The 24,886-nt window shown below is 73.0% G+C and carries 23 protein-coding genes, 1 pseudogene and 1 riboswitch; of the genes and pseudogenes, 10 read left to right on the top strand and 14 right to left on the bottom strand.

Features of this window, described 5'->3' with window-relative positions; all coding sequences use genetic code 11:
• The gene (locus ACQEWB_RS02585; protein WP_432826551.1) at positions 1-594 is read left to right on the top strand and encodes an Rv1733c family protein; all 594 of its coding nucleotides are present in this window, start codon (positions 1-3) and stop codon (positions 592-594) included.
• A 91-nt stretch (positions 595-685) separates the two neighbouring features.
• On the opposite strand, the gene hypE is transcribed toward ACQEWB_RS02585, so the two are convergent.
• The 12 genes from hypE to ACQEWB_RS02525 form a co-directional block, all read right to left on the bottom strand.
• Entirely contained in the window at positions 686-1,720 is a 1,035-nt protein-coding gene (hypE, locus tag ACQEWB_RS02580; RefSeq protein ID WP_432826549.1) for a hydrogenase expression/formation protein HypE, read from the bottom strand.
• Positions 1,717-2,820, bottom strand: a complete 1,104-nt coding sequence (gene hypD / locus ACQEWB_RS02575; RefSeq protein WP_432826546.1) for a hydrogenase formation protein HypD — start codon at positions 2,818-2,820, stop codon at positions 1,717-1,719. Before hypD ends, hypE begins: the two co-directional genes overlap by 4 nt.
• Entirely contained in the window at positions 2,817-3,437 is a 621-nt protein-coding gene (locus ACQEWB_RS02570) for a CBS domain-containing protein (RefSeq protein WP_432826543.1), read from the bottom strand. Before ACQEWB_RS02570 ends, hypD begins: the two co-directional genes overlap by 4 nt.
• Positions 3,430-4,803, bottom strand: a complete 1,374-nt coding sequence (locus ACQEWB_RS02565) for a Ni/Fe hydrogenase subunit alpha (protein ID WP_432826541.1) — start codon at positions 4,801-4,803, stop codon at positions 3,430-3,432. Before ACQEWB_RS02565 ends, ACQEWB_RS02570 begins: the two co-directional genes overlap by 8 nt.
• Complete coding sequence (locus ACQEWB_RS02560; protein WP_432826539.1) at positions 4,800-5,567, bottom strand: oxidoreductase; 768 nt, start codon at positions 5,565-5,567, stop codon at positions 4,800-4,802. The genes ACQEWB_RS02565 and ACQEWB_RS02560 overlap by 4 nt, the downstream gene beginning before the upstream one ends.
• A gap of 1 nt (position 5,568) precedes the next feature.
• Positions 5,569-6,375, bottom strand: a complete 807-nt coding sequence (locus ACQEWB_RS02555) for an FAD/NAD(P)-binding protein (RefSeq protein WP_432826538.1) — start codon at positions 6,373-6,375, stop codon at positions 5,569-5,571.
• Positions 6,372-6,836 carry a Crp/Fnr family transcriptional regulator gene (locus tag ACQEWB_RS02550; RefSeq protein ID WP_432826536.1) on the bottom strand — a complete coding sequence of 155 codons (465 nt, stop codon included), beginning with the start codon at positions 6,834-6,836 and terminating at the stop codon, positions 6,372-6,374. Before ACQEWB_RS02550 ends, ACQEWB_RS02555 begins: the two co-directional genes overlap by 4 nt.
• A complete protein-coding gene (locus tag ACQEWB_RS02545; RefSeq protein ID WP_432826534.1) occupies positions 6,836-7,966 on the bottom strand; it encodes a 4Fe-4S dicluster domain-containing protein in 1,131 nt (376 codons plus the stop codon). Before ACQEWB_RS02545 ends, ACQEWB_RS02550 begins: the two co-directional genes overlap by 1 nt.
• A 195-nt stretch (positions 7,967-8,161) precedes the next feature.
• Complete coding sequence (locus tag ACQEWB_RS02540; RefSeq protein ID WP_432826532.1) at positions 8,162-8,419, bottom strand: HypC/HybG/HupF family hydrogenase formation chaperone; 258 nt, start codon at positions 8,417-8,419, stop codon at positions 8,162-8,164.
• A 6-nt stretch (positions 8,420-8,425) separates the two neighbouring features.
• The gene (gene hypF, locus ACQEWB_RS02535; RefSeq protein ID WP_432826530.1) at positions 8,426-10,714 is read right to left on the bottom strand and encodes a carbamoyltransferase HypF; all 2,289 of its coding nucleotides are present in this window, start codon (positions 10,712-10,714) and stop codon (positions 8,426-8,428) included.
• Complete coding sequence (locus tag ACQEWB_RS02530; RefSeq protein WP_432826528.1) at positions 10,711-11,220, bottom strand: hydrogenase maturation protease; 510 nt, start codon at positions 11,218-11,220, stop codon at positions 10,711-10,713. Before ACQEWB_RS02530 ends, hypF begins: the two co-directional genes overlap by 4 nt.
• Positions 11,221-11,299: 79 nt before the next feature.
• Positions 11,300-12,130: a universal stress protein gene (locus ACQEWB_RS02525; protein ID WP_432826526.1), complete on the bottom strand. Its 831-nt coding sequence runs from the start codon at positions 12,128-12,130 to the stop codon at positions 11,300-11,302.
• A gap of 165 nt (positions 12,131-12,295) precedes the next feature.
• On the opposite strand from ACQEWB_RS02525, the gene ACQEWB_RS02520 reads away from it, so the two are divergent.
• Entirely contained in the window at positions 12,296-13,198 is a 903-nt protein-coding gene (locus ACQEWB_RS02520; RefSeq protein WP_432826524.1) for a universal stress protein, read from the top strand.
• A gap of 9 nt (positions 13,199-13,207) precedes the next feature.
• A complete protein-coding gene (gene ppdK / locus ACQEWB_RS02515; RefSeq protein ID WP_432826522.1) occupies positions 13,208-15,895 on the top strand; it encodes a pyruvate, phosphate dikinase in 2,688 nt (895 codons plus the stop codon).
• A gap of 135 nt (positions 15,896-16,030) precedes the next feature.
• On the opposite strand, the pseudogene ACQEWB_RS02510 reads toward ppdK, so the two are convergent.
• Positions 16,031-16,309 (bottom strand): annotated as a pseudogene (locus ACQEWB_RS02510) (DUF6479 family protein); the annotation flags it as partial.
• A gap of 73 nt (positions 16,310-16,382) precedes the next feature.
• Here ACQEWB_RS02510 and ACQEWB_RS02505 point away from each other — a divergent pair.
• The gene (locus ACQEWB_RS02505; RefSeq protein WP_432826520.1) at positions 16,383-16,754 is read left to right on the top strand and encodes a ferredoxin; all 372 of its coding nucleotides are present in this window, start codon (positions 16,383-16,385) and stop codon (positions 16,752-16,754) included.
• Positions 16,755-16,757: 3 nt separating this feature from the next.
• Here ACQEWB_RS02505 and ACQEWB_RS02500 read toward each other — a convergent pair whose 3' ends face one another.
• Positions 16,758-17,330 (bottom strand): histidine phosphatase family protein, encoded by a 573-nt coding sequence (locus tag ACQEWB_RS02500; protein ID WP_432826518.1) that lies wholly within the window; start codon positions 17,328-17,330, stop codon positions 16,758-16,760.
• A gap of 119 nt (positions 17,331-17,449) precedes the next feature.
• Positions 17,450-17,579: riboswitch (cobalamin riboswitch) on the top strand.
• A gap of 35 nt (positions 17,580-17,614) precedes the next feature.
• On the opposite strand from ACQEWB_RS02500, the gene ACQEWB_RS02495 reads away from it, so the two are divergent.
• The 6 genes from ACQEWB_RS02495 (at position 17,615) to ACQEWB_RS02470 (ending at position 24,838) form a co-directional block, all read left to right on the top strand.
• On the top strand, positions 17,615-17,836 hold the full coding sequence (locus ACQEWB_RS02495; protein WP_432826516.1) for a CbtB domain-containing protein: 222 nt from the start codon (positions 17,615-17,617) through the stop codon (positions 17,834-17,836).
• A gap of 24 nt (positions 17,837-17,860) precedes the next feature.
• Positions 17,861-18,616, top strand: a complete 756-nt coding sequence (locus tag ACQEWB_RS02490) for a CbtA family protein (RefSeq protein WP_432826514.1) — start codon at positions 17,861-17,863, stop codon at positions 18,614-18,616.
• Between the two features lie 156 nt (positions 18,617-18,772).
• Positions 18,773-19,951 carry an acyl-CoA dehydrogenase family protein gene (locus ACQEWB_RS02485; RefSeq protein ID WP_432826512.1) on the top strand — a complete coding sequence of 393 codons (1,179 nt, stop codon included), beginning with the start codon at positions 18,773-18,775 and terminating at the stop codon, positions 19,949-19,951.
• Between the two features lie 9 nt (positions 19,952-19,960).
• Entirely contained in the window at positions 19,961-20,905 is a 945-nt protein-coding gene (locus ACQEWB_RS02480; RefSeq protein ID WP_432826510.1) for an oxygenase MpaB family protein, read from the top strand.
• Positions 20,887-23,121 (top strand): tetratricopeptide repeat protein, encoded by a 2,235-nt coding sequence (locus tag ACQEWB_RS02475; RefSeq protein WP_432826508.1) that lies wholly within the window; start codon positions 20,887-20,889, stop codon positions 23,119-23,121. Before ACQEWB_RS02480 ends, ACQEWB_RS02475 begins: the two co-directional genes overlap by 19 nt.
• Before the next feature lie 148 nt (positions 23,122-23,269).
• Complete coding sequence (locus ACQEWB_RS02470; protein ID WP_432826506.1) at positions 23,270-24,838, top strand: phytoene desaturase family protein; 1,569 nt, start codon at positions 23,270-23,272, stop codon at positions 24,836-24,838.
• Positions 24,839-24,886 lie beyond the last annotated feature (48 nt).

Raw genomic sequence — 24,886 nt, 5'->3', positions numbered from 1 at the left:
ATGGGCCGGAGCGGGAGTGCGACGCCGGGCAGGGTGCGGTGGTGGCGGCTGCGGAGCAATCCGCTCCGGCGCACCGGCCACCTCGTCGAAGCCTGGCTGATCCTGGTGACCTGGACCCTCGCTGTGGTGGCGGCGGTCGTCGCGGGCGCGCTGACCGCGGGTGCCGTCGAACGGGATCTCGACGGCCTGCGCACCGAACGGCACGCCGTGCCGGCCGTGCTCACCGAGGACGCGGACCGGGTGACCAGTGGGGCCGACGGCACGGACGGCGACCACGCGTGGGCCACCGTGCGCTGGACCGCCGCGGACGGCACGACCCGGACGGGTGTCACCCGGGTCGCTTCCGTGAGCCGGGCGGGCAGCACCACCCGCGTGTGGCTGGACGCCAAGGGCCGGCTCGTGCCGGCGCCCGCGACGGCCGAACAGGCGGAGTTCCAGGGGGCCGTGCTCGGCGTCCTGGCCGCCCTGGGTGCCGGCGCGGTGGTGCTGCTCGCAGGACTGGGTGTCCGCGCACGGCTGGAGCGCCGGCTGCTGGAGGAGTGGGACACCGAGTGGGCCCTGATCGATCCGCAGTGGGGCCGGAAGGCCGGGTGACCGGCCCCGAGCGGGATGACGATGACCGGGTGACCGGCTTCGAGTGGTCGGCGGACCCGGCAGATCCGGATTGAATTGAGCAGATCCGGACTCAGCAAATCCGAGGAAGCTGCTCACCCAGTGGCATCTCCACGATCCGCCGGGCACCGACCAGCGTCCGCAGGGTGACCCGCCCGCGCGGCCCGTCCGTCGACACCGCGCCGATCCGTACCGCCTGCGTCCCCTCGGCGACCGACCGCAGCGCGGTGAGCGCCTCCTCGGCGACCGCGGCCTCGACGAAGGCCACCAGACAGCCCTCGTTGGCCACGACCATCGGGTCCAGGCCGAGCAGGTCACAGGCGGCGGCCACCGCCTGGGGCACCGGAACGGCGCTCTCCTCGATCTCCACGGAGACGGACGAGTCCCGGGCGATCTCGTTGAGGGCGGCCGCCAGCCCGCCCCGGGTCGGGTCGCGCAGCACATGGACCGCGGAGCCGAACGGCGCCAGGGCACGCACCAGCCGGTGCAGCGGCCGGCTGTCCGAGGCGATGTCGCTCTCGAAGCCGAGCCCCTCACGGGTGCTCAGCACGGTCGTACCGTGCAGCCCGATCGGCCCGGACAACAGGACGACGTCTCCCGGCCGGGCCAACGCGGCCGACGGGCACAGGAGTTCGTGGCGCTGTCCGACGCCCGTGGTGTTGATGAAGAGACGGTCGGCCGCGCCACGGCCCACGACCTTGGTGTCGCCGGTGACGACGGGCACGCCCACGTCCTGGGCCGCCTTGCCCAACGAGGCCATCACGGACCGCAGTTCGGCCAGTGGCAGTCCCTCCTCGACGATCAGCGACACGGAGAGGGCGAGTGGCCACGCGCCGCGCATGGCGAGGTCGTTGACCGTGCCGTGCACGGCGAGGGACCCGATGTCCCCGCCGGGGAAGAACAGCGGGCTGACGACGAAACTGTCGGTGCTCATCACCAGGCCGGGATGGCCGGGCAGCAGCGCCGCGTCCTCCAGCGGGCCCGTGTCACCGCCCACGGCGGGCAGTACCAGCCCTTCGAGCAGCTCGGCCGTGAGCCGTCCGCCGGCACCGTGGCCAAGGAGCACGACCTCTTCCTCGTGCTTCGGGGTGGGGCATTGGATGCTCATGCCGTGCTCCTCGTCGGAGTGCGTCCGGCCGCGTGGAAGGCGGCGCAGGTGCCCTCGGACGACACCATCGGCGCGCCCAGGGGGTGTCGGGGGGTGCAACGGGTGCCGTACGCCGCGCAGTCGGTGGGCAGCTTCGCGCCGGTGAGGATGGCGCCCGCGATGCACTCGGCGTCCTCGACGGGGCACAGCCCGCCCACGTCGAAGCGGCGGGCCGCGTCGAAGTCCCGGTATTCCGGGGCGAGTTCGAGTCCGCTGTCGGGCAGTGCCCCGATGCCGCGCCAGGCCCGGTCGGTGACCCGGAAGGCGGTGCGCACGGCGTCCTGGGCGTCGGTGTTCCCGGACCGGCGCACGGCCCGTGCGTACTGGTTCTCCACCTCGAACCGGCCGGCCTCCAGTTGCCGTACGGCCATCAGGATGCCCTCCAGCAGGTCCAGCGGCTCGAAGCCGGTGACCACGATGGGCACCTCGTAGCGGGCGGCGATCGGCTCGTACTCCGTCCAGCCCATCACCGCGCACACATGCCCGGCCGCGAGGAAGGCCTGCACCTCGCAGTCGGGGTCCTCCAGCAGCGCCGTCATGGCCGGCGGCACGAGGACATGGCTGACCAGCATCGAGAAGTTCTTCAGCCCCAGGCGTGCCGCGTGCAGCACGGCCATCGCGTTGGCCGGCGCGGTCGTCTCGAAGCCCACGGCGAGGAAGACCACCTCCCGGTCGGGGTGGGCGGCGGCCAGGCGTACGGCGTCCATCGGGGCGTACACCACCCGCACGTCAGCGCCCCGCGCCCGCAGCGACAGCAGGTCGGTGTCCGTGCCGGGTACGCGCAGCATGTCGCCGAAGCTGGTGAGGATCACGCCGGGCCGGGCGGCGATGGCCATGGCCCGGTCCAGGGTCTCCAGCGGGGTCACGCAGACCGGGCAGCCGGGGCCGTGGATCATCCGCATGCCGGCGGGCAGCAACTCGTCGATGCCCTGGCGGACCAGGGTGTGGGTCTGGCCGCCGCACACCTCCATGATCCGCCAGGGCCGGGTTGCCGTCTGCCGCAGCTCGTCCAGCAGGCGCCGGGCGAGGACGGGATCGCGGTACTCGTCGAGGTACTTCATCGGTGCGTGAGATCGAGCCGGATGTCCACGACCCCCTCCACCGCCCGCACCGCCCGCGCCACCACGGGCACGAGCATCCGGTCGGGCAGGGACCCGCCCAGGGTGACCACGCCCTCGGACACGCTCACCGTCAGGGGAGTGGTGACCGGGAGCTGGCCGAGCACGCTGTGCCGGATCTCCCCGGCGATCTCCTCGTCCTCCCGCAGGAAGACCTTGAGCAGATCGCTGCGGCTGACCACGCCCTGCAGCAGGCCGACGGCGTCCACGACGGGCAGCCGCTTGACGTGCCGGCGGGCCATGATGCGGGCCGCCTCGGCCAGCGAGGCGTCCGCGTGCACGGTCACGGCGGGGGCGCTCATCAGTTCGCCCGCGGTCACCGCGCCGGCCTTCTTCCGGGCGGCCGGATCACCCTCCTCGGTGTCCCGGAACTCCTCCTTGGCCAGCAGATCGGCCTCGGAGACCACCCCCACGACCCGGCCCTCGCCCGCCAGCACCGGCAGGGCGCTGACCTTCCACTGGTCGAGCAGTTCGACGATCTCCTTGAAGGGCGCCTCACTGCCGACGGCGACGACGGTGTGCGTCATCACATCGCTCACGGTGTACGGAGATTCAGGCATCGCAGCCTCCCGAAGTGGCTCCCGAGGTGTCTGCCGCCGTACGGACGACGGTCAGGTCGAGGAAGTGGGTGGAGCACGAGATGCACGGGTCGTGGTTGCGGATCGCCCGCTCGCACAGGGCCGTCAACTCGGCGTCGTCCGGGTCGCGTTCGGTGATCGCGCGCTGGGCCAGCCGGCGCAGGTCGTCCTCGATCGCACCCTGGTTCTGAGCCGTAGGCGGCACCATCCGGGCGTCCCTCACGATGCCGTCGGCGTCGAGTTCGTAGCGGTGGTAGAGCATCCCGCGGGGTGCCTCGGTGGCGCCGTGCCCGACGCCCGCGACCGGGGGCACCTCCGTGTACGGGTGCTCGGGTGGCTCGTACGCCTCGATGATCCGCAGCGACTCGGCGACGGCGTACACGCTCTCCACCGCCCGGACCAGGATCGACCGGAAGGGGTTGCGGCACACGGCGCCCTCGCGCGGATCGCCGAGCCCCGCCGCCACGGCCGCCTCCAACGCCACCGGCGACAACCGTGCGCCGCCGATCGCGAACCGGGCCAGGGATCCGGTCAGATGCAGCCGTCCGTCCAGCCGCGAGTGCAGCGCGGTCGAGTGCTCGACATGGGTTTCGACGACGTGCTCGGTGAACTCCCGCACCGGGAAGGACGCGGTGCTGCCGTCCGCGCGCAGCACGGTCGGGGTGCCGCCCTCGATGGCGTACGTGTCCGGGTCGGCCAGCGCCAGCAGGTCGGCCTCGACGTGGCCGTCCGGGAACTCGAAGCCGGCCACCCAGCGCACGGTCTCCCACGCGTCGTCCAGCGCCTGCTTCAACTGCTCGTGCAGCGGGCGCAGTTCCGCCCGCGTCGGGACCCGGTGGAAGCCGCCGAGGCGGACGTTGACCGGATGCACCGCCCGGCCGCCGATCAACTCCATGACGGAGTTGCCGGCCTTCTTCAGCCTGAGCCCCCGCTCCACCTCGGCGCGGTGGGTGCGGGCCAGGTCGATCGCGCTCGCGCGGCCCAGGAAGTCCGGCGCGTGCAGCAGGTAGATGTGCAGGACCTGGCTCTCGATCCACTCGCCGCAGTACAGCAGCCGGCGCAGATCCCGGATCACCGGGTCGACCGTCACCCCGCACGCGTCCTCCAGCGCCGCGCACGCGCTCATCTGGTACGCCACCGGGCAGATCCCGCACACCCGCGCCGTGATGTCCGGCGGCTCGGTGTAGGACCGGCCGCGCAGGAACGCCTCGAAGAACCGGGGCGGTTCGTAGATCTCCAGCCGGGCGTCGGTGACACTGCCGTCGTGCACATGCAGGCGCAGCGCACCCTCGCCCTCGACCCGGGCCAGCGAGCCGACGTGCAGCACTCGGGATCCGCGGTGCGTCACTTGCCCAACTCCTTCTCGAAGGCGGCGGTGTTGAAGGTGTGCAGGAATCGCCCCACGGAGTCCTCGTCGAGGCCGTCGCGGCGCAGCAGCGGGATCAGTGCGGGCAGGTTCACCGAACTCGACGGGCCGAAGCAGCCGAAGCAGCCGCGGTGGTACGCCGGGCAGAGCGCCCCGCACCCGGCGTGAGTGACCGGACCCAGGCACGGCGTGCCGTGGGCGACCGTGACGCACACCGTGCCGCGCCGCTTGCACTCGAAGCACACGCTGTGGTTCGGCACGTCCGGCTTGCGGCCGGCCAGGAAGGCGGTGATCACCTCGATGAGCTGACGGCGGTCGATCGGGCAGCCGCGCAGCTCGAAGTCGACGTCCACATGGGCCGATACGGGGGTGGAGGTGGAGAGCGTGGAGATGTACTCGGGATGCGCGTAGACGGTACGGCGGAACTCGTCGACGTCCGCGAAGTTCCTCAGGGCCTGGATGCCGCCGGCCGTGGCGCACGCCCCGATGGTCACCACGTGACGTGAGACGGCGCGAATGGCCCGGATCCGCTCGGCGTCCGCGGCCGTGGTGATCGAACCCTCGACCAGGGAGAGGTCGTAGGGACCGGGCGCTACCGCGCTGGACGCCTCCAGGAAGTGCGAGATGTCCACCTCGCCCGCCAGCGCCAGGAGTTCGTCCTCGCAGTCCAGCAGGGTGAGCTGGCAGCCGTCGCAGGAGGCCAGCTTGAACACGGCCAGCTTCGGCTTGGTCCTCGTGCCGGCCATCTCACAACTCCCTTACGGAGAGCAGGGGTTCGGCGCTCGCCCAGTCCGCGACGGGGCCCGCCCGGCACACCAGCAGCGACCCGAGCTGACAGTGCCCGCAGTGCCCGGTCGCGCACCGCATGTTCCGCTCCAGCGACACCTGGATCCGGTCACGGGGCACACCGTGGTGCGCGAGTTCGCGGGACGTGGCCCGGATCATCGGCTCGGGACCGCACACGAACGCCGTGGTCTCCTCCGGTTCGAACTGCGCCCGCCCCAGCAGCTGGGTGACCACGCCGACGTCCCCGCGCCAGTCCACCTCGGGCTGGTCCACCGTCACCCCGGTGTAGGCCGTGGCCCAACTCGCCACCTCCGCGCGGGCGATCAGGTCGCTCGGGGTACGTGCCCCGATCAGTATGTTGATCCGCCGGTACGCGTCCGGCTCGGCCAGCACGGCGAGGATCAGTGGCCGCAGCGGGGCGAAACCGATGCCGCCCGCCACGATCAGGACGTCCCGGCCACGCGCCCGCGCCGGCTCCCAACTGGTGCCGTAGGGACCGCGGATGCCGATCACGTCGCCGACCCGTGCCGCGCACAGCCCGGCGGAGACCGCCCCCACCGAGCGGACGGTGTGCGCCAGACCGCCCGTGGCCTGCACCGAACTCACCGACACCGGGATCTCGCCGCGTCCGAAGGAGTGCACCATCGCGAACTGCCCGGGCCGGAACTCGGGGAGCGCGGGCCCCACCGGTTGGAAGCGCAGCGTGACCGTGTCCGCGGTCTCCGCCCGCCGGGCGACCACCCGATGAGGTACGGGGACGGCCGTCATCGCTCGTCCTTCGTCTCGTAGATCCCGTACAGGTCGACCAGCCGGGCGCGGGCCGCGTTCAGCCGGTGGGCCAGCACCCGGCCGACCCAGTGCTCGATCGCGCGCCCGAACTCGGGGTCGTCGAGGCACATCAGACGTATGGCGACCGCGTCGAACTCGTAGGCCTGCAAGCGGGTGACGGCCACCGCGCCGAGCTGCCACACGAACGGCTCGTACAGCCAGGACCAACCGAGCAGGTCGCCGATGCCGAGCGTCTCGACGACCGGCGGGCGACGGCCCGGCACATGCATGTCGAGGGCGGCCGTACCGCCGCGCAGGATCCAGAACCGGTTCGCGTTCCCGCCTTCCTCGAACAGCCGGGTGTCCTGCGGGAATTCGGCCTCGCGGCCGACGCGCAGCAGCCGCTCGCGGTGTTCGGGGGGCAGTGCGTGGTTCATGCGCAGGGCTATCGAGGGAGGCATCAGTCCGACTCCGTTCCGCGTTCGGCCTCCAGCGCGGCCACTTCCTCCGTGATGTCGATGCCGGCCGGGCACCAGGCGATACAGCGCCCGCAGCCGACGCATCCGGAGGTGCCGAACTGGTCGTGCCAGGTGGAGAGTTTGTGGGTGAGCCACTGCCGGTAGCGGCTGCGGGGCGAGCGGCGCACCGAGCCCCCGTGCAGATACGAGAAGTCCAGATCGAAGCAGGAGTCCCAGCGCTGCCAGCGCTCGGTGTGGTCACCGGTCAGGTCGGTGACTTCCTCCGTGGTGGTGCAGAAGCAGGTAGGGCAGACCATCGTGCAGTTGCCGCAGGTCAGACAGCGCTCGGCGACGTCGTTCCAGCGCTCGGCGTCCAGACTCGCGCCCATCAGGTCGCGCAGGTCGACCGGGGGCAGCGAACGGCCCATCCGGTCGCGGGCCGCGTCCACGGAGGTACGGGCGGCATGCTCGGTGGCCAAGTCGCCTGCGCTGCTGGGCACTTGGGCGAGCAACCGGGCACCTTCCTCGCTGCCGGGCCGCACCAGGAACCGGTGCCCGTCCCCGTCCACCACCTCGGTCAGCGCGAGGTCGTAACCGGGATCCGCCGCGGGCCCGCCGCCCATGGAGACGCAGAAGCAGGTAGCACCCGGCTCGGTGCACTCGGCGGCGATCAGCAGCGCACCCCGGCGCCGCTTCCCGTAACCGTCGTCCGCGTACTGTCCGCCGGTGAGCACCCGGTCCTGGATGGCGATGGCCCGCAGATCGCAGGGCCTGACACCGAGAAAGGCGTACGACGGCGCCGCGCTCTCGTGCGCGGTGAAGGACACCTCACCGTCCGCCGTCCGGTCGGCGCTCCACAACTTCTCCCGGGACGGGTGCAGGAAGTTCTTCCAGGACTGCGGCCCCGCGCTGTGCGCGAACGCGGCCCCGTCCTCGCGAGGCACGAGCCGGTACCGCCCGGCCTCCAGCTCGACGCCCCACCCGTAGGGCAGCTCCTCCGCCGAGGCCAGCTCGGCCAGCACGACGGCGCCGTCCCGCACGGTCGGCCCGACGACGGTCCACCCGTCCGCCACGAGCACCTTCACCAGGGCACCGAGCCCATCCCGATCGAGCACGGCCGGGGCTCCACTCATGTCGCTCCTCCTCGTCGCTCGTTCCACACCCACCCTCACCCCCGCCCCCACGGCAGGGCATGGGCCAACCGGCCCCGCCCCATAAGCCGACCGGATCCGCAGCGCGCCCGAAGGGGCGCGGGGAACTGCGCGACAAGCCACGACGAACCCGCAGTCAGGACACGACGAGCAGCCCCCGAAAAAGCCCACCCCGCATCAGGGCAGAGGCTCACCCAACTCCCCCTCCACCGCCCCCGCCATCGCCCGCAGCACATCGAGCGTCCGCCGAGCCTCCCCCTCATCCACCACCGTGATCGCGAATCCGACGTGCACGATCACGTACGACCCCACATCGGCCTCCGGAGTACAGCTCAGACACACCTCACGCCGTATCCCTCCGAAGGAGACCGTCGCCATCCGCAGCCCCGCGTCCTCATGGACCTCCTCGACCCGCCCCGGAATGCCCAGGCACATGCGTCCTCACCTCTCCCCAGCCAGCCGCGCCGCCGCGACCGCCGCCTGCCCGTAACTGATGCCGCCGTCCCCGACCGGAACCTGACCGCCGACCAGCACCCGCAGCCCCTGCGCGTGCAGCCGCCGCTTGACCTCCGTGACCAGCCGCCGGTTGACGAAGCAGCCGCCGCCGAGACAGACGGTCCGCGGCGCGCCCTCGGCCACCGCGCGAGCCACCAGCTCCGCGGTCACGATCCCGAGCGTCAGATGGAAGGCCGCCGCCAGCCGCTGCACCGGCTCCCCGTCCAGCTGCCGTGACAGCAGGTCGGCCAGTGTCGGCGCGGAGTCGTACACCCACAGGCCCTGCGCCCGCACCACCCGATGAGCCAGTGCCGCGGCGTGCTCGGCGCCGGCCGCCGCCTCCAGCAGTACGGCCGCCTCACCCTCGTAACTCACCCGGTCGCACAGGCCGAGCAGCGCGGCGACCGTGTCGAAGAGCCGGCCGGCACTCGACGCCCGGGGGCAGTTGACGCCCCGGGCGACCATGGCGCGCACCGCGGTGACCTCGGCCGGGTCGAGCCGGTCCGTGAAGGGCCGGGCGAGCCACGGATACGGGTGCGGGGAGCCCAGTGTCTCGCCGCCGAACAGCTGCCCGAGCGCCGTACGGGACGGATGCCGCACCGCCGCGTCGCCGCCGGGCAGCGGCGCGGTCGCGAACCGGCCCACGCGACGGTAGCCGCTGAGATCGGCGAGAAGGATCTCGCCGCCCCACAGGGTGCCGTCGTCGCCCAGGCCCAGTCCGTCGTAGGCGACGCCGAGGAAAGGGCCCTGCACTCCGTGTTCGGCCGCACAGGCCGCCACATGGGCGTGGTGGTGCTGCACCGGGATCCGGCGCACCGGCTGTGCCTCGGCCCACTGGGTGGACAGGTAGCCGGGGTGCAGGTCGTGGGCGAGGACCGTCGGCTCGATGCCGGTGAGCCGCTTGAGGTTCGTGTACGACGCCAGGAAGGCGTCGTACGCCGACGCGTCGGCCAGGTCGCCGGTGTGCGGGCCGAGGTGGGCGCGGCCGTCCGCGGCCAGGGTGAACGTGTGCTTGAGCTGGGCACCCGCCCCGGCGACCGGCGTGTTCACGGCGAGCGGTAGCGGGGCGGGGGCGAGTCCGCGCGCGCGTCGGACCGTGATCCGGGTGCGCCCGGCGAACTGCACCACCGAGTCGTCGTAGCGCGACCGGATCGGCCGGTCGTGGGTGAGGAAGCCGTCCGCGACCCCGGCCAGGGTGCGACGGGCCTCGGTGTCGTCGATGGCGATGGGCTCGTCGCTCCGGTTGCCGCTGGTGACCACGAGCGGGCGGGCCAGCTCGTCGAGGAGGAGGTGGTGCAGGCCGGTGGTGGGCAGGAAGAGACCGACCCGGGCCAGGCCCGGGTGCACCTGCGGGGCGAGCGGATCCGCGCCGCGCCGCCGGCGGCGGGCCAGCAGCACCACCGGGCGCTCCGGCGAGGTCAGCAGCTGCTCCTCGGCGGCTCCGACGCGGGCCAGCCGGGCGGCCGCGCCGACGTCGGGGACCATGACGGCGAATGGTTTCGCCGGACGCCTCTTGCGGCGCCGCAGCTCGGCCACGGCCGCCGCGTCGCCCGCGGCGCACACCAACTGGTAGCCGCCGATACCTTTCAGCGCGACGATCCGGCCTGCCTCGACGGCCTCCACCGCGGCCCGCAGCGCCTCCTCGCCCCGCAGGTCGTCCCAGGCCAGCCGAGGACCGCAGACGGGGCAGGCGACCGGTTCGGCGTGGAAGCGTCGGTCCGCCGGATCGGCGTACTCGGCCGCGCACCGGGGGCAGAGGGGGAAGCGGCGCATGGTCGTGCGGACCCGGTCGTACGGCAGATCCTCGATGATCGTGGCGCGCGGCCCGCAGTCCGTGCAGTTGATGAACGGATAGCGGTGGCGACGGTCGCGGGGGTCGCGCAGCTCGGCCAGGCAGGCGGCACAGATCGCCGCGTCCGGCGGGATCTCCCGCGGCGCCGTGTCCGGGCCCGCGGGGGCGCTGTGCCGTACCAGGAAACCCGGACCGTACTCCGGCCGCGGGGCGCCGTCGGTCAGCCGGACGCGGCGGACCCGGGCGAGGGCCGGGGCGTCGGTCCGCAGTCGGGCGGCGAACTCGTCGACGGCGCGGGCCGGTCCGGCGACCTCGCCCTCCACATGCCCGTTGACATTGGCCACCCAGCCGTCCAGGCCGAGGGCGGAGGCGGTGCGGTACACGAACGGCCGGAAGCCGACCCCCTGGACGATCCCCTCCACATGGAAGCGGCGCGCGGTCATGCCGGCCTCCTGCGCCCCGCGCTCTCACCGTGCCGGGCGAGCTCGGACTCGACGGCTCGCACGAGCGGTTCCACGGCCGCCTCGACCGCGGGGGAGAGCCCGGTGCCCAGCGCGCTGTCGGCGCCCTCCACGGCGTACACGACGAGGCGGTCCGGCAACACCCCCAGCGCGCGGGCGAGTTCGACGGCCTCACCGAGGCCCAGTCCGTGCGAGCTGGTCGTCGGCGGCTGCGCCAGGTGTCCGGAGTCGAGTTCGAGGCGGTGCACCCGGCCCGGCGTGCCCGGGTGCGCGTGGGCCGCGTCCACGACCAACGCGAGGCCGACGCCCTCCCACAGTCCGATCAACCGCCCGGGGTCCCCGTCGCAGGTGGCCAGCACCGTGCCCGGTGGCAGCGGTCGCCGCTCGGCGCGCTCCCGCAGCCGGGCGAGCACGGTCCAGCCCACACCGTCGTCACGCCGGAACTCGTTGCCGACGCCGATGACGGCGATGCGTGTACGGGTCCTCATGGTCCTCACGCTGCGCCGGCCCCGTCCGGCACCGCATGGGCCGAACGACCCAAGCGCCGGGGCCGACCCTCCCCGGGAGTCACGCGGGGACGACGGCGAGCGGGCACCGGCAGTTCTCCAGCAGCTCCCGGAACACGGCGTCCGGAGCGGACCGCCGCCCGACCACGACCAGTTCGGCGCCCTCGGAGGCGTGCGTCAGGGCCTCCGCCGGGGTGAACAGCACGACGTCCTCCAGCACCTCGACGTCCGGGTACCGGGTGCGCCACGGCCGCAGCGCGTCGGACAGCAGCTGCACCTCCTGGTCCTCCCAGGTGGCACGGTCCTCCTCCAGGACCGGGAAGGGCGAGGCGACGGCGTGCGCGGGCAGTCTCCAGGCGTACACCGCGTGCAACCGGGCGTCGCGCAACCGGGCCTCCTCGAAGGCGAAGTCGAGCGCGGCGCCGGCCGGATCGCGGACGTCGATCCCCACGGCCACCCCGGCGGACGAGCGCGGCGGACCCTCGTCGGGCGACGCGCCCGGCACCAGGACCACGGGCCCGGCCGAGTCCAGGGCGAGCGCGGCCGCCGTCGACCCCAGCGCGACCCCGGCTCCGCCCCCTTCGCCGCGTCGGCCGAGCACGACCAGCTCGGCATCCTTGCTCGCGGCGCGCAGGACCGGAACCGGAGCTCCGGTGAGGCTCTCGCCCCGCAACCGCAGGGCCGGGTGCCGCTCGACGAGTTCGGCCACCACGTGGTCCGCCACGGCCGTGGGGCGGTACGGCCACTGCTCCACCGGGTCCAGGGACTGCGGCGGTGCCACGTGCACCACGCGCAGGGGCAGGGCGCGCATCAGCGCCTCCCGGGTTGCCCAGTCGGCGGCGGCTCGGCTGCGCGCGGACCGGTCGACTCCGGCGATGATCTCTCGCTGCATGGCATGCCGCCTTCCGGGCCGTGGGCATTCCACGCTCCCGGTGCGGGCCCGGCGAACGCAGGGGCCGAACGGGCCCGGGTTCGAACCCTGGCGGCCCATACCCACCGGTAGGGCGCGGGACGACGCTGGCGGTGAGGAGCAGACCGAGCGCTGGAGGTGCGCATCATGCTTGCGCCTGTCATGGCCGGAGTCGACGGATCGGCCGAGAGCTACGCCGCCGCGGAGTGGGCCGCCCATGAGGCGGTACGCCGGGACCGGCCACTTCGGCTCGTGCACGCCTGGAACTGGCATCCCCGTCGGCAGGACGGCGAAATCGCCACCGCTGCCCAGCGGTACCTCGCGCGGCGGTCGCTGCGCGAGGCGGAGGACCGCATCCGCCGGCACTGCCCCGGTGTCCGCCTGGAGGACGAGCAGGTCGAGGGCCCGGCGACCGGAGCCTTGCTGAAGGCGGCCGGACAGGCCGACATCCTGGTGCTCGGATCGCGCGGACTGAGCGGATTCACCGGATTCCTGGTCGGTTCGGTCGCGCTGGGCGTGGTGGCACGGGCCACCCGGCCCGTCGTCCTCGTCCGGGCCGCCGAGGAGGGGACCGACGGGCACCTTCCGGACGACGGCACAAGCGGATCCGTCGATACCGGACAGCGGGACGTCGTCCTGGGTATCGACCTTGGCGACCCGTGCGACGAGGTGATCGAGTTCGCCTTCGAGGCGGCCCGCTCGCGCGGGGCACGCCTGCGGGCCGTGCACGCCTGGCAGCAGCCGTCCGCGATCGGGCTCGGCCCCGGCGACGTCGCCCTGGTGGACCCTCCGGAGCGGGCCGTGGAATGGCGCGGCTTCCTGGACGCCGTCCTCGAGGTGTGGCGCGAGAAGTACCCCGAGGTCGAGGTCGTCGAGACCGTCACCGAGGGACGCCCGCAGTCCGTGCTGGTACGGGCCGCCTCGGGAGCGGGCCTGCTCGTCGTCGGCCGCCGGATCACCGAACGGCCCGCCGGCCCGCGCACCGGCCCCGTCGCGCACGCCGCCATCCACCACGTCGGCTGTCCCGTGGCCGTCGTACCCCACGAGTGAGAGGCCGACATGAGCAAGCCGACGAAGTACGTGTACGCGTTCGCCGAGGGCGGCCGGGACATGGCCGCCCTGCTCGGAGGCAAGGGCGCCGGTCTCGCCGAGATGACGAGGATGGGCCTGCCGGTGCCGCCCGGGTTCACCGTCACCACCGACGCCTGCAAGGTCTACCTGGCCACGGGTGAGGAGCCGCCCGAACTCGGCGTCGAGGCGGCCCGTGCCCTGGCCGGTCTGGAGCGGGCGATGGGCCGCACCCTCGGCGCGCCCGAGGACCCCCTCCTGGTGTCCGTCCGCTCGGGTGCCCGCTTCTCCATGCCCGGCATGATGGAGACCATCCTCGACATCGGGCTCAACGACCGGTCCGTCACCGGGCTGGCCAAGGCCTCCGGGCAGGAGAGGTTCGCCTGGGACTCCTACCGCAGGCTCATCCAGATGTTCGGGCACACCGTGATGGGCGTGGACTCGGACCTGTTCGAGCGGGCCATCGCCGAACACAAGGCCCGGCGTGCGGTGGCCGACGACCACCTCCTCGACACTAGCGAACTCGCCTTGATCACCGAGGAGTTCAAGGAGATCATCCGCAAGGAGACGGGCGAGGACTTCCCGCAGGACCCGGCCGAGCAGCTCTCCCGCGCCGTCCGTGCGGTCTTCGACTCCTGGAACACCGAGCGCGCCCACGTCTACCGGCACCGCGAACACATCCCCGAGGACCTCGGCACCGCCGTCAACGTCCAGGCGATGGTCTTCGGCAACCTGGGCGACGACTCCGGCACCGGCGTCGCCTTCACCCGGGACCCCGCCACCGGCGAACGCGGCACGTACGGCGACTACCTGCCCGACGCGCAGGGTGAGGACGTCGTCGCCGGCGTGCGCGACGCGCTGCCCCTCAGCGAGCTCAGGACTCTCGACCCGCGCGCCTACGTCGAACTCGGCGACCACCTGCGCACGCTGGAGAGCCACTACCGCGACCTGTGCGACGTCGAGTTCACCGTCGAGCGCGGCAAGCTGTGGATCCTGCAGACCCGCGTCGGCAAGCGCACCGCCGAGGCCGCCTTCCGCATCGCCCACGACCTGCGCGAGGAGAACACGATCACCGCCGACGAGGCGCTGACCCGGGTGGACGGCGCCGGACTGACCCGGCTGATGTTCCCCCGCTTCGACGTGAAGGCCACCGACCAGCCGCTGGCCCACGGTGTGCCCGCCTCACCGGGCGCGGCCGTCGGCGCCGTCGTCTTCGACTCCGCCGAGGCGGTACGCCGTGCCGCCACCGGCGAGCACGTGGTCCTGGTCCGCCGGGAGACCACCCCCGACGACCTGCCCGGCATGATCGCCGCACAGGCGGTGCTCACCAGCCGGGGCGGCAAGACCAGCCACGCCGCCGTCGTCGCCCGGGGCATGGGCAAGGTGTGCGTGTGCGGCGCCGAGACCCTCGCCGTCGATCCGGCCGGCCGCCGCTTCACCACCCCGTCGGGAGTGGTCGTACGCGAGGGTGACACGGTCTCCGTCGACGGCACCGCGGGCACCGTCCACCTCGGCGAGCTCCCGCTCACCGTGTCCGAGGTCGGCCGCGCCCTGGAGACCCGCGCCGCGGCCGGTCCGCTCACCGAGGCCGTGCTCGGCGCGCTCGACCACGCCGACTCCGTACGCCGCCTCCAGGTCCGGGCCAACGCCGACACCCCCGAGGACGCGGCCCGCGCCCGCGGCCTCGGCGCACAGGGCATCGGCCTGTGCCGCACCGAGCACATGTTCCTCGGCGAACGCCGGGCGCTGGTCGAGGCGATGATCCTGGCCCGCGACGACACCGCGCGCGAGGCGGCCCTCGCGGCCCTGCTGCCGCTGCAGCGCGCGGACTTCACCGGAATCCTCGAGGCCATGGACGGGCTGCCGGTGACGATCCGACTCCTTGACCCGCCGCTGCACGAGTTCCTGCCCGACCGTACGGAACTCGCCGTACGCCTGGCCGAGGCCGCCGACCCCGACCCGCGTGACCGTGAACTCCTCGCCGCCGTCGAGCGCATGCACGAGCAGAACCCGATGCTCGGCCTGCGCGGAGTACGGCTGGGCCTCGCCGTGCCCGGCCTGATGGCCATGCAGGTACGTGCCGTCGCCGAAGCGGTCACGGCCCGTCTGCGCGCCGGTGGCGACCCGAAGGCCGAGATCATGATTCCGCTCGTGGGCACGGTCGAGGAACTCCGCCTGGCCCGCGCCGAGACGGAACGCGTCCTCGCCGAGGTCGCGTCCGAGACCGGCACCGAACTCGACTGTCCCATCGGCACGATGATCGAGCTGCCGCGAGCCGCGCTCACCGCCGCACGCATCGCCGAGGCCGCGGACTTCTTCTCCTTCGGCACCAACGACCTCACCCAGACGACCTGGGGTCTCTCCCGGGACGACGCCGAGGCCTCGTTCTTCCCGCTGTACCTGGAGAAGGGCGTCTTCGCGGTGTCGCCGTTCGACTCGATCGACCAGGAAGGCGTCGGACGTCTGGTGGAGCTGGCGACCCGGGCCGGACGCGCGGTCAACCCGCGCCTGGAGACCGGCGTGTGCGGCGAGCACGGCGGCGACCCGGACTCCATCCACTTCTTCCACCGGATCGGCCTGGACTACGTCTCCTGCTCGCCGTTCCGGATCCCGGCGGCCCGGCTGGAGGCGGGCCGAGCGGCACTCGCGCAGGCCACCGAGCGCAGCGACAGCAGGTGACCGGCGCCGCCCGCGCTCAGGTGCGGTCGCCCTTGGGCTTGCCCCTTTGGTCCAGGGCGCCGTGCCGGGGCGCCCGACGTCGGCTCGGCGCCCGTGCGCAGTTGCTCCAGGCGCCCGGGCGCTCCGGGGGGGCGAGTTGGCGTGGCCCGGAAGCTCGTGCGGTGTCAGTCGGTCATCGCCGCGGGGCACCTCGTCGGGCTCGCGTCCCTCCCGTACCTCGCGCACCGGTCCGCCGTCCGGCAGCCTCGGCCGCTCCTTCGGGCCGGGCGGGGTCAGCTCCTGGCGGCGCACCCGGGCGCCGAGCCAGAACGCGCCGAGCAAGAGGGCGACGACCACCACCCCCGCCACGACCAGGCCGCTCCCGAGTGCGCCGCGGCCCGTACGCGTGGGCCTCCATGTGCACCTGCCATCAATGACAGGACGCCGTTCCCGCGACAGACCGTCGTTCCCGGTGTTTGACGCGGTCGGCCCCGGCTACCCGCCCCTTGTGACTACGACGACCCAGCAGGAGCTCTTCCGGTTCCTGGAGGACCGCTTCGCTTGCGCCCAGGCGTGTACCGACTGCGCACGCGCGTGTGCGTTGCGCGCGAGCCTCCTGGATCCGGACGGGACACAGCACCAGGAACTCGCACGACGCAAGGGCATCATGGCCGCGGAGGTGTGCGACGCGACCTGCCGAGTGCTGTCGGAGCAGAACCGGCTGGACGAGGCCGGCCTGCACATGCAGGTGGAGTGGTGCCGCACCGTGTGCCTGGAGAGCGCGCATGTCTTCGACGCGCAGCCGGGTGCCGAGGACGGCGCGAAGGCCTGCCGGGAATGCGCCCAGGCCTGCACGGACTTCCTCGCCACCCTGAACTGACGCTCAGGGGGCTTCGCCACCGAGGGGTCGGCCGAGCCGCACGTTCCAGCGTCCCGACCTGCCGCTGAGTTCGACGGCGGTCAGCGGCGGGACGTCGGTGCGCCAGAAGGCCGACTCCGGTGCCCCGAGCGCCCGCACCACCGCGGCCCGTGCGACCTCGGGTTCGACCACGGCGAGGGTCCGCCCCGGAACGGCCGACCCCAGCCAGCCCTCGACCCGGTCGCACAGGGCCGCCACCGGCTCCCCGCCGTGCGGGGCGGAGCCGGGATCCGACAGCCAGCGGGCCAGCGCCTCCGGCTCCCGCCCGCTCACCTCCGCCAGCGTCTCCCCGCGCCAGCGCCCCGCGTCCAGCCCCGCCAACTCCGGTGCGTCCACGGCGTCGAGGCCGAGCGCGTCGGCCGTCTCACGGCAGCGCACGGTGGGGGAGGACACGGTGTGTACGGCCGCCGGGAGCGTGCCGGCGGCCGCCCGGGCCTGCCGCAACCCGGCGGCGTCCAGGGGGCAGCCGTCGTCGAAGCGGGCCTCCCTGAGGGCCGCCGTGATCGCGGGTGAGATCAAGATCACTCGGCTCGTCATACGTCCATCCCGCGCTCGACATCCCTTCAAGTCCCTTGATCCACCGGCGAAAACGGCTCCCCAAGGGCGCTCACGCCGGTTTCATGCGCTCTTGGCCGCACCCCCGCTTCGCGGTACCTTCTCGTGGATATTGACGACGGCACAGCGGAAGCCGGTGGAATTCCGGCACGGTCGCGCCACTGTATGCCGGGCACGCACCCTGGGTGCGTGCCGGGCGAGTCAGACCCGCCCGTCGTCCTGTTGCACCACCGAGACGGGACGCGAGTTCCCCAGGAGGGCCTGCCATGGCGCAGTCTGTCGCTCAGCCGACCACCACTCCCACCGCCGTACCGGCGAAGCTGCCGATCGGCGCGATCGTCCCCTGGGCGGTCTTCTTCGGCATCCTGATGCTGGTCCTGCTCTACTTCGTCGGCGCCGAGCAGGGCGCCACTTCCGTGATGAGCGGATCCGACGTGCACGAGTGGGTGCACGACGCCCGCCACCTGCTCGGCTTCCCCTGCCACTGACGGCCGGGGAGAACGTACGAGCCCATGAACTCGGCAACCGTCCGCAACCTCCTGGTGCGTGGCATGCTCGCGGGACTCGCCGCGGGCCTGCTCGCCCTCGTCGTCGCCTACTTCCTCGGTGAACCGCGCGTCGACGCGGCCATCGCCTTCGAGGAGGCGCACTCGCACGAACACGGCGTCGAAACCGTCAGCCGCACGATGCAGTCCACCGCGGGCCTGTCCACCGGTGTCCTCGTCTACGGCATCGCGTTCGGCGGCATCGCCGCCCTCGCGTACTGCTTCGCGCTGGGCCGCATCGGCCGCTTCGGGCCGCGCGCGAGCGCGCTGCTCCTGGCGGCCGCCGGCCTGATCGCCGTGTACGTCGTGCCGTTCCTGAAGTACCCGGCCAACCCGCCGTCCGTCGGCGACCCCGACACCATCGGCAAACGGACCTCGCTGTACTTCCTGATGGTCCTGCTCAGCGTCCTGCTCGCGGTCGCCACCGTGATCCTCGGCAAGCGCCTCGCGCCGCGCCTGGGCAACTGGAACGCGACCCTTGCGGCCGGGGCGTTCTTCCTCCTCGTGGTCGGGCTCGCGTACGCGTTCCTGCCCTCCTTCAACGAGGTTCCGAAGACCTTCCCGGCCACCCTGCTCTGGCAGTTCCGGCTGGCGGCCCTGGCCGTCCAGGCGACCCTGTGGACCACCTTCGGGCTGGTCTTCGGACTGCTGGCGGAGCGCGTGCTGGCTCCCGAGCCGGCGCGCGCCACCGCTGCGGCACAGGCAACACCCGTCGCCCACTGAGCACTTCACCGGCCAGGGCCCCCGGAACCGTCGAGATCCGGGGGCCCTGGCCGTTTTGCGCCTACTCCCGTTTCCGTCCGCGACGCCATTCCCAATTTCTGGAACACGTTCTACCGTGTGCGCCGTCAGGACCGGCCTGCGAAGCCTGGAGGCGCCGTGCACCTCGAATACACGCCCGAGCAGCAGCGGCTGCGCACCGAACTGCGCTCGTACTTCGCCGGGTTGGTGCCCGACAACGCCTACGCCCGGCACGGCGACCCGGCCGCCCAGAAGCGCTTCTACCGCGAGACCATCCGCCGCCTCGGCACCGACGGCTGGCTCGGCGTGGGCTGGCCGAAGGAGTACGGCGGGCGCGGCCTGACCGCGATGGAGCAGTTCATCTTCTTCGACGAGGCCGCCCAGGCGGGTGTCCCGCTGCCCTTGATGGCGCTCAACACCGTCGGGCCCACGATCATGCAGTTCGGCACCGACGAGCAGAAGGCGTACTTCCTGCCCAAGATCCTCGCCGGCCGGATCGACTTCGCGATCGGCTACAGCGAGCCCGACGCCGGCACGGATCTGGCGTCCCTGAAGACACGGGCCGTGCGCGACGGCGACGAATACGTCGTCAACGGCCAGAAGATCTGGACGACGAACGGCGACACCGCGGACTGGGTGTGGCTCGCGACCCGCACCGACCCGGAAGCCCCGCCGCACAAGGGCATCACCATGCTCCTCGTCCCCACCACCGACCCCGGCTACTCCTGCACCGTCATCCGCACTCTCGCCTCGCACGACACCACGGCCAGCTACTACGAGAACGTCCGCGTCCCCGTCGCCCGCCGGGTCGGCGCCGAGAACCAGGGCTGGCGGTTGATCACAAACCAGCTCAACCATGAACGCGTCACCCTCGCCGCCCACGGCACCATGGCGATCCGCGCCCTCCAGGACGTACAGCGCTGGGCGATGGAGACCAAGCTCGCCGACGGCCGCCGGGTCGTCGACCTCCCGTGGGTGCGCCGCCGCCTCGCCCAGACCCACACCAGGCTCGACGCGATGAAGCTCATGAACTGGCGCATGGTGCACGCCGTCCAGAACGGCACCCTCACCCCCCAGGACGCCTCCGCGGTCAAGGTCTACGGCTCCGAAGCCCGCCGGGACGCCTACGCCTGGCTGATGGAGATCGTCGGCGCGGCGGGCGAGCTGAAGGAGGGCTCGGCGGGCACGGTCCTGCACGGCGAGCTGGAGCGCGGCTACCGCTCGGCGGTCATCTTCACCTTCGGCGGCGGCAACAACGAGATCCAGCGGGAGATCATCTCGTGGATCGGTCTGGGGATGCCGCGGGTACGGCGTTAGCCTGCCGGTATGGGTGATCCGGGGCTGTTCACACCGAAGTCGGTCACATGGCAGATGCACGCCGACCCCATGATGTGGGTCGCCGGCGTCCGCGCGCTCTACCTCCAGGCGCTGCATCCCCGCGCGGTGCGCGGAGTCATGCAGAACTCCACTGCGTTTAATCGTCAAAAGAGGGGCCGCAAGGACGCCTGGGGCCGGCTGATGCGGACCGCCGACTTCGTCGGCACCACGACGTACGGGACGACCGAGGCCGCCGAGCGCGCGGGGGCCCGGGTGCGGAAGATCCACAGCATGCTCGGGGCGACCGACCCGGACACGGGGGAGCGGTACGGCGTCGACGAGCCCGAGCTGCTGCTGTGGGTGCACTGCGCCGAGATCGACTCCTATCTCCAGGTCGGGCGGCGCTCGGGTTTGAGGCTCACGGACGCGCAGGCCGACCGTTACATAGGTGAACACCGCGTCAGCGCCCGCCTGGTGGGCCTCGACCCCGACGCCGTACCCGCGAACCAGGAGGAGATGGCCGCCTACTTCGAGAAGGTGCGGCCCGAACTGGCCGCCGGGCCCGAGGCACGTGAAGTGGACGACTTCCTGCTCCGCCCGCCGACGCACCCCCTCCTCGTCCCGGCGCGCGAGGTGCTGTGGCGGCGCGTGGCGCAGCTGGCGTACGCCGCCCTGCCGCCGTACGCCCACGAGCTGTACGGCAGACCGGCCCCGAAACCCGACACCGTCACCCTGCAACTGCGTGCCACGGGCAACGTGCTGCGCTGCGTTCCCGCACGTGTGCGTTGGCAACTCCCGCCCAAACACATCATCCGCGCCATGTCACGGCTCGGCCCCGGCTCGCGCCCGGCACCGTACAAACTCGGACGACAGCTCGCCATACTGGACGAGCCAGGGGTGGGCGGGTCGGACAGTTACGGGGGCGATCGCGGGAGATGGGGGACAGCAGGCTGATCCAGGGCCGGTACCGGCTGCTCGATCTGATCGGGCGGGGCGGTATGGGCGAGGTGTGGCGGGCCCGGGACGAGTCGCTGGGCCGGCACGTCGCCGTGAAGTGCCTCAAACCCCTCGGCCCGCACCACGACCAGGCCTTCACCCGAGTCCTGCGCGAACGCTTCCGCCGCGAGGCCCGCGTGGCCGCCGCCCTGCAACACCGCGGGGTGACCGTCGTCCACGACTTCGGCGAGTCCGACGGCATCCTCTACCTCGTCATGGAACTCCTGGACGGCCGCAACCTCAGCCAACTCCTGGAGGACAACAAGCACCACCCGCTCGCCGTCGGCGAGGTCGTCGAGATCGCCGACCAGGTCTCCGCCGCCCTCGCCTACACCCACCAGCAGGGCATCGTGCACCGCGACCTCAAGCCCGCCAACATCATGCGGCTCACCGACGGCACGGTGAAGATCTGCGACTTCGGCATCGCCCGGCTCGGCGCGGACATCGGCTTCACCTCCCGGCTCACCGGCACCGGCATCGCCATGGGCACCCCGCACTACATGTCCCCGGAGCAGATCGGCGGCTCCGAGGTCGACCAGCGCAGCGACCTGTACTCGCTGGGGTGCGTGCTGTACGAGATCGCCACCGGCGCCCCGCCCTTCGACCTGGAGGACGCCTGGGCGATCCTCGTCGGTCACCGCGACACCCCGCCCCAGCCGCCGCGCAGCAGGCGGGCGGAGATCCCCGAGTACCTCGAGAAGGTCATCCTGGACCTGCTGGCCAAGCTGCCGGAGCAACGCCCGCACGACGCCCGGGAGTTGGGCCGCAGGATCAGCATGGGCCGTACGACGCCCATGTACGTGCCGACCGTCGTGACCCCGCAGCCGAACCTGCGTCCGCCGGAGACCTCGCGCGAGGCCCGCCTGCCGTCCTGGACCCGGGGCATGACCACCGGCCACAAGGCCACCGGCGCCGGCCTCGGCACCACGCCTCCCGACGCCGGGGCCGGACTCACCGGCGAGTGGATCCCCCGGCCCGCCGCCGGCCGCGCCGACGAACCCGCGCCCGACCAGCCCGCCGCCCCCTCCCAGCAGGCGATCACCGCACTCGCCGGACGGCACAACGCGGGCCTCAGCCTGGGCCGGCTGGGCCGCTGGGCGGAGGCCGGCGAGGTGCACCGCGGGGTGGCCGCCGAACGGGCCCACCTCCTGGGCCCGGACCACCCCGACACCCTCGCCAGCCGCTACGAGGTCGCCTTCACCCTCAGCCGCACGGGTCGCGCCGCCGACGCGCTGCAGGAGTACAAGCACGTGGCCGCCGCCAGGACCCGCGCGCTGGGCGCCGACCACCCCGACACGCTCGCCGCCCGCCAGGAAATGGCGTACGTACTGGGCCAGTTGGGCCGCCACTTCGACGCCCACCAGGTGTACACGTCGGTGCTCACGGCCCGAGAGCGCGGGATGGGCCCCGACCACCCCGACACCCTGCGCTGCCGCCACAACCTCGCCTTCAACCTCTCCCGGCTCGGCCGCCTGGAGGACTCGTACCGCATGGCCTGCGACGTGGCCGCCGCGCGCGCCCGCGTCCTCGGCGCCGAGCACCCGGACACCCTGGTCACCCGCTACGAAGTCGCCTATGCGCTGGGCCAGTTGGGCCGCTGGCCGGAGGCCCTCCAGACCTATCGCGAGGTCGCCGACGCCCGCGCCCAGGCCCTCGGCCCCGACCACGCCGACACCCTCGCCGCCCGCTACGAGGTCGGCATCAGCCTCGGCCGCCTCGGCCGCAGCGCCGAGGCGCTCGCCCTCTACCGCGAACTGATCGAGGACCGCGCCCGGGTCCAGGGCCCCACCCACGCCGAGACCCTGCGCGCCCGCCACGGCCTCGGCGTCAACCTCGGCCGACTGGGCCGCTGGGAGGAGGCCCTCGCCGAGTCCCGCGACGTCTGCGCCATCCGCGAGCGCGTCCTGGGCCCCGACCACCCCGACACCCTGGTCAGCCGACGCGAGGTCGCCGTCGGCCTGGGCTGGCTGGGCCGCTGGCCCGACGCCCTCACCGAGTACCGCCGGGTCGCCGCGGCCCGCGAGCGCGTTCTGGGCCCCGACCACCCCGACACCCTCGCCAGCCGCAACGACGAGGCCCACTGCCTGGAACAGCTCGGTCGCGGCGCCGAGGCCGTCGAGCTGTACCGCAGGGTCGCGGTACTGCGCCAGCAGCGGGCGACCGGCGGGCGCTGATTGCTCCGCCGGATGTGCCGTCGATCGGCGGCACCACGCAGCGGGACGCTCCGTAAGGGCGTTGCCCAACCGCAGCGGACTGCGCCCTTCCCGGCCCCGCCGCCCCCCACCCCTGGCCGCTGACGATCATCACGTGTTACCAAGAACCATGACCGCACACGAGGGACACCGGACATACGACGCCGTGATCGTCGGCGGCGGCCACAACGGCCTGGTCGCCGCCGCCTACCTGGCCCGCGCCGGACGCTCCGTGCTGGTCCTGGAGCGGCTTGACCACACCGGGGGCGCCGCGATCTCCACCCGCCCCTTCGCCGGCGTCGACGCACGCCTCTCGCGCTACTCGTACCTGGTCAGCCTGCTGCCGAAGAAGATCGTGCGCGACCTCGGCCTGGACTTCCGCGTCCGTACCCGGACCGTCTCGTCGTACACGCCGGTGGAGCGGGACGGCCGGTCGACGGGCCTCCTCGTCGGCGGCGGCGACCGGCGCACCCGGGAGGCCTTCGCACGGCTCACCGGCTCCGACCGCGAGTTCGAGGCCTGGCAGCTGTTCTACGGCATGACCGGCCGCGTCGCCGAGCGCGTCTTCCCGACCCTCACCGAGCCGCTGCCGACGCGCGACGAGCTGCGCCGGCGGGTCGACGACGAGGAGGCCTGGCGGGTGCTGTTCGAGGAGCCGATCGGGGTCGCGATCGAGGACCGTTTCGCCGACGACCTCGTGCGGGGCGTCGTCCTCACCGACGGCCTCATCGGCACCTTCGCCGACGCCCACGACCCCTCGCTGGCGCAGAACCGCTGCTTCCTCTACCACGTGATCGGCGGCGGCACGGGAGCCTGGGACGTCCCGGTCGGCGGCATGGGCGCCCTGACCGACGCCCTCGCCGACGCGGCCCGGAACGCGGGAGCCGTCCTCGCCACCGGTCACGAGGCCGTGCACATCGCCACGGACGGCCGAACCGCAGAGATCACCTATCGCACGGCCGACGGCGAGGGCACCGCCACCGCCCGCCACGTCCTGGTCAACGCCTCCCCGCAGGCGCTCGCCGAACTGACCGGCGACACCCCGCCCGACCCCGCCGAAGGCGCCCAGCTCAAGGTCAACATGCTGCTCAAGCGGCTGCCGAAGCTCCGCGACAGCTCGGTCGACCCGCGCGAGGCCTTCTCCGGCACCTTCCACATCGCCGAGGGTTACCAGCAGCTCGCCACCGCCCACGCCCAGGCCGACGCCGGTGAACTGCCCGCCGCGCCGCCCTCCGAGATCTACTGCCACTCCCTCACCGACCCGACGATCCTCGGCCCGGACCTCGTCGACCAGGGCTACCAGACCCTGACCCTCTTCGGCCTCCACACCCCGGCCCGTCTCTTCGACCGGGACAACGACGCCGTACGCGAGGAGCTTCTCAAGTCGACCCTCGCCCAGCTCGACGCCCACCTCGCCGAGCCCCTCGCCGACTGCCTCGCCGTCGACGCCGACGGCCGCCCCTGCATCGAGGCGAAGACCCCGCTCGACCTGGAGCGCGACCTGCGCCTGCCCGGCGGCAACATCTTCCACCGCGAACTCGCCTGGCCCTACGCCCAGGAGGAGACCGGCCGCTGGGGCGTCGAGACCCGGCACCCGAACGTGCTGCTGTGCGGGGCGGGCGCGGTGCGCGGCGGGGGAGTGAGCGGGGTGCCGGGGCACAACGCGGCGATGGCGGTGCTGGAGTCGGCCGAGGAGTGACCGACGGTCACGGCGCGGCGAACGGCTCCGACGCGTCGGTGAGCTCGT

The sequence above is a fragment of the Streptomyces sp. CA-249302 genome (assembly GCF_050936785.1).
In the GTDB taxonomy this organism is placed as follows: Bacteria; Actinomycetota; Actinomycetes; order Streptomycetales; family Streptomycetaceae; genus Streptomyces.
The sequence above is the reverse complement of the archived record's forward strand: the minus strand, read 5'-3'. Positions and strand labels throughout refer to the sequence as shown.

Coding starts and splice junctions, on each gene's coding strand:
- ACQEWB_RS02550 (WP_432826536.1), bottom strand. CDS start 6,836: ATGCCTCCCTCGATAGCCCTGCGCATGAACCACGCACTGCCCCCCGAA.
- ACQEWB_RS02495 (WP_432826516.1), top strand. CDS start 17,615: ATGGCGCAGTCTGTCGCTCAGCCGACCACCACTCCCACCGCCGTACCG.
- ACQEWB_RS02530 (WP_432826528.1), bottom strand. CDS start 11,220: ATGAGGACCCGTACACGCATCGCCGTCATCGGCGTCGGCAACGAGTTC.
- ACQEWB_RS02500 (WP_432826518.1), bottom strand. CDS start 17,330: ATGACGAGCCGAGTGATCTTGATCTCACCCGCGATCACGGCGGCCCTC.
- ACQEWB_RS02540 (WP_432826532.1), bottom strand. CDS start 8,419: ATGTGCCTGGGCATTCCGGGGCGGGTCGAGGAGGTCCATGAGGACGCG.
- ppdK (WP_432826522.1), top strand. CDS start 13,208: ATGAGCAAGCCGACGAAGTACGTGTACGCGTTCGCCGAGGGCGGCCGG.
- hypE (WP_432826549.1), bottom strand. CDS start 1,720: ATGAGCATCCAATGCCCCACCCCGAAGCACGAGGAAGAGGTCGTGCTC.
- hypF (WP_432826530.1), bottom strand. CDS start 10,714: ATGACCGCGCGCCGCTTCCATGTGGAGGGGATCGTCCAGGGGGTCGGC.
- ACQEWB_RS02470 (WP_432826506.1), top strand. CDS start 23,270: ATGACCGCACACGAGGGACACCGGACATACGACGCCGTGATCGTCGGC.
- ACQEWB_RS02490 (WP_432826514.1), top strand. CDS start 17,861: ATGAACTCGGCAACCGTCCGCAACCTCCTGGTGCGTGGCATGCTCGCG.
- ACQEWB_RS02560 (WP_432826539.1), bottom strand. CDS start 5,567: ATGGCCGGCACGAGGACCAAGCCGAAGCTGGCCGTGTTCAAGCTGGCC.
- ACQEWB_RS02570 (WP_432826543.1), bottom strand. CDS start 3,437: ATGCCTGAATCTCCGTACACCGTGAGCGATGTGATGACGCACACCGTC.
- ACQEWB_RS02520 (WP_432826524.1), top strand. CDS start 12,296: ATGCTTGCGCCTGTCATGGCCGGAGTCGACGGATCGGCCGAGAGCTAC.
- ACQEWB_RS02545 (WP_432826534.1), bottom strand. CDS start 7,966: ATGAGTGGAGCCCCGGCCGTGCTCGATCGGGATGGGCTCGGTGCCCTG.
- ACQEWB_RS02480 (WP_432826510.1), top strand. CDS start 19,961: ATGGGTGATCCGGGGCTGTTCACACCGAAGTCGGTCACATGGCAGATG.
- ACQEWB_RS02555 (WP_432826538.1), bottom strand. CDS start 6,375: ATGACGGCCGTCCCCGTACCTCATCGGGTGGTCGCCCGGCGGGCGGAG.
- ACQEWB_RS02585 (WP_432826551.1), top strand. CDS start 1: ATGGGCCGGAGCGGGAGTGCGACGCCGGGCAGGGTGCGGTGGTGGCGG.
- hypD (WP_432826546.1), bottom strand. CDS start 2,820: ATGAAGTACCTCGACGAGTACCGCGATCCCGTCCTCGCCCGGCGCCTG.
- ACQEWB_RS02525 (WP_432826526.1), bottom strand. CDS start 12,130: ATGCAGCGAGAGATCATCGCCGGAGTCGACCGGTCCGCGCGCAGCCGA.
- ACQEWB_RS02475 (WP_432826508.1), top strand. CDS start 20,887: ATGGGGGACAGCAGGCTGATCCAGGGCCGGTACCGGCTGCTCGATCTG.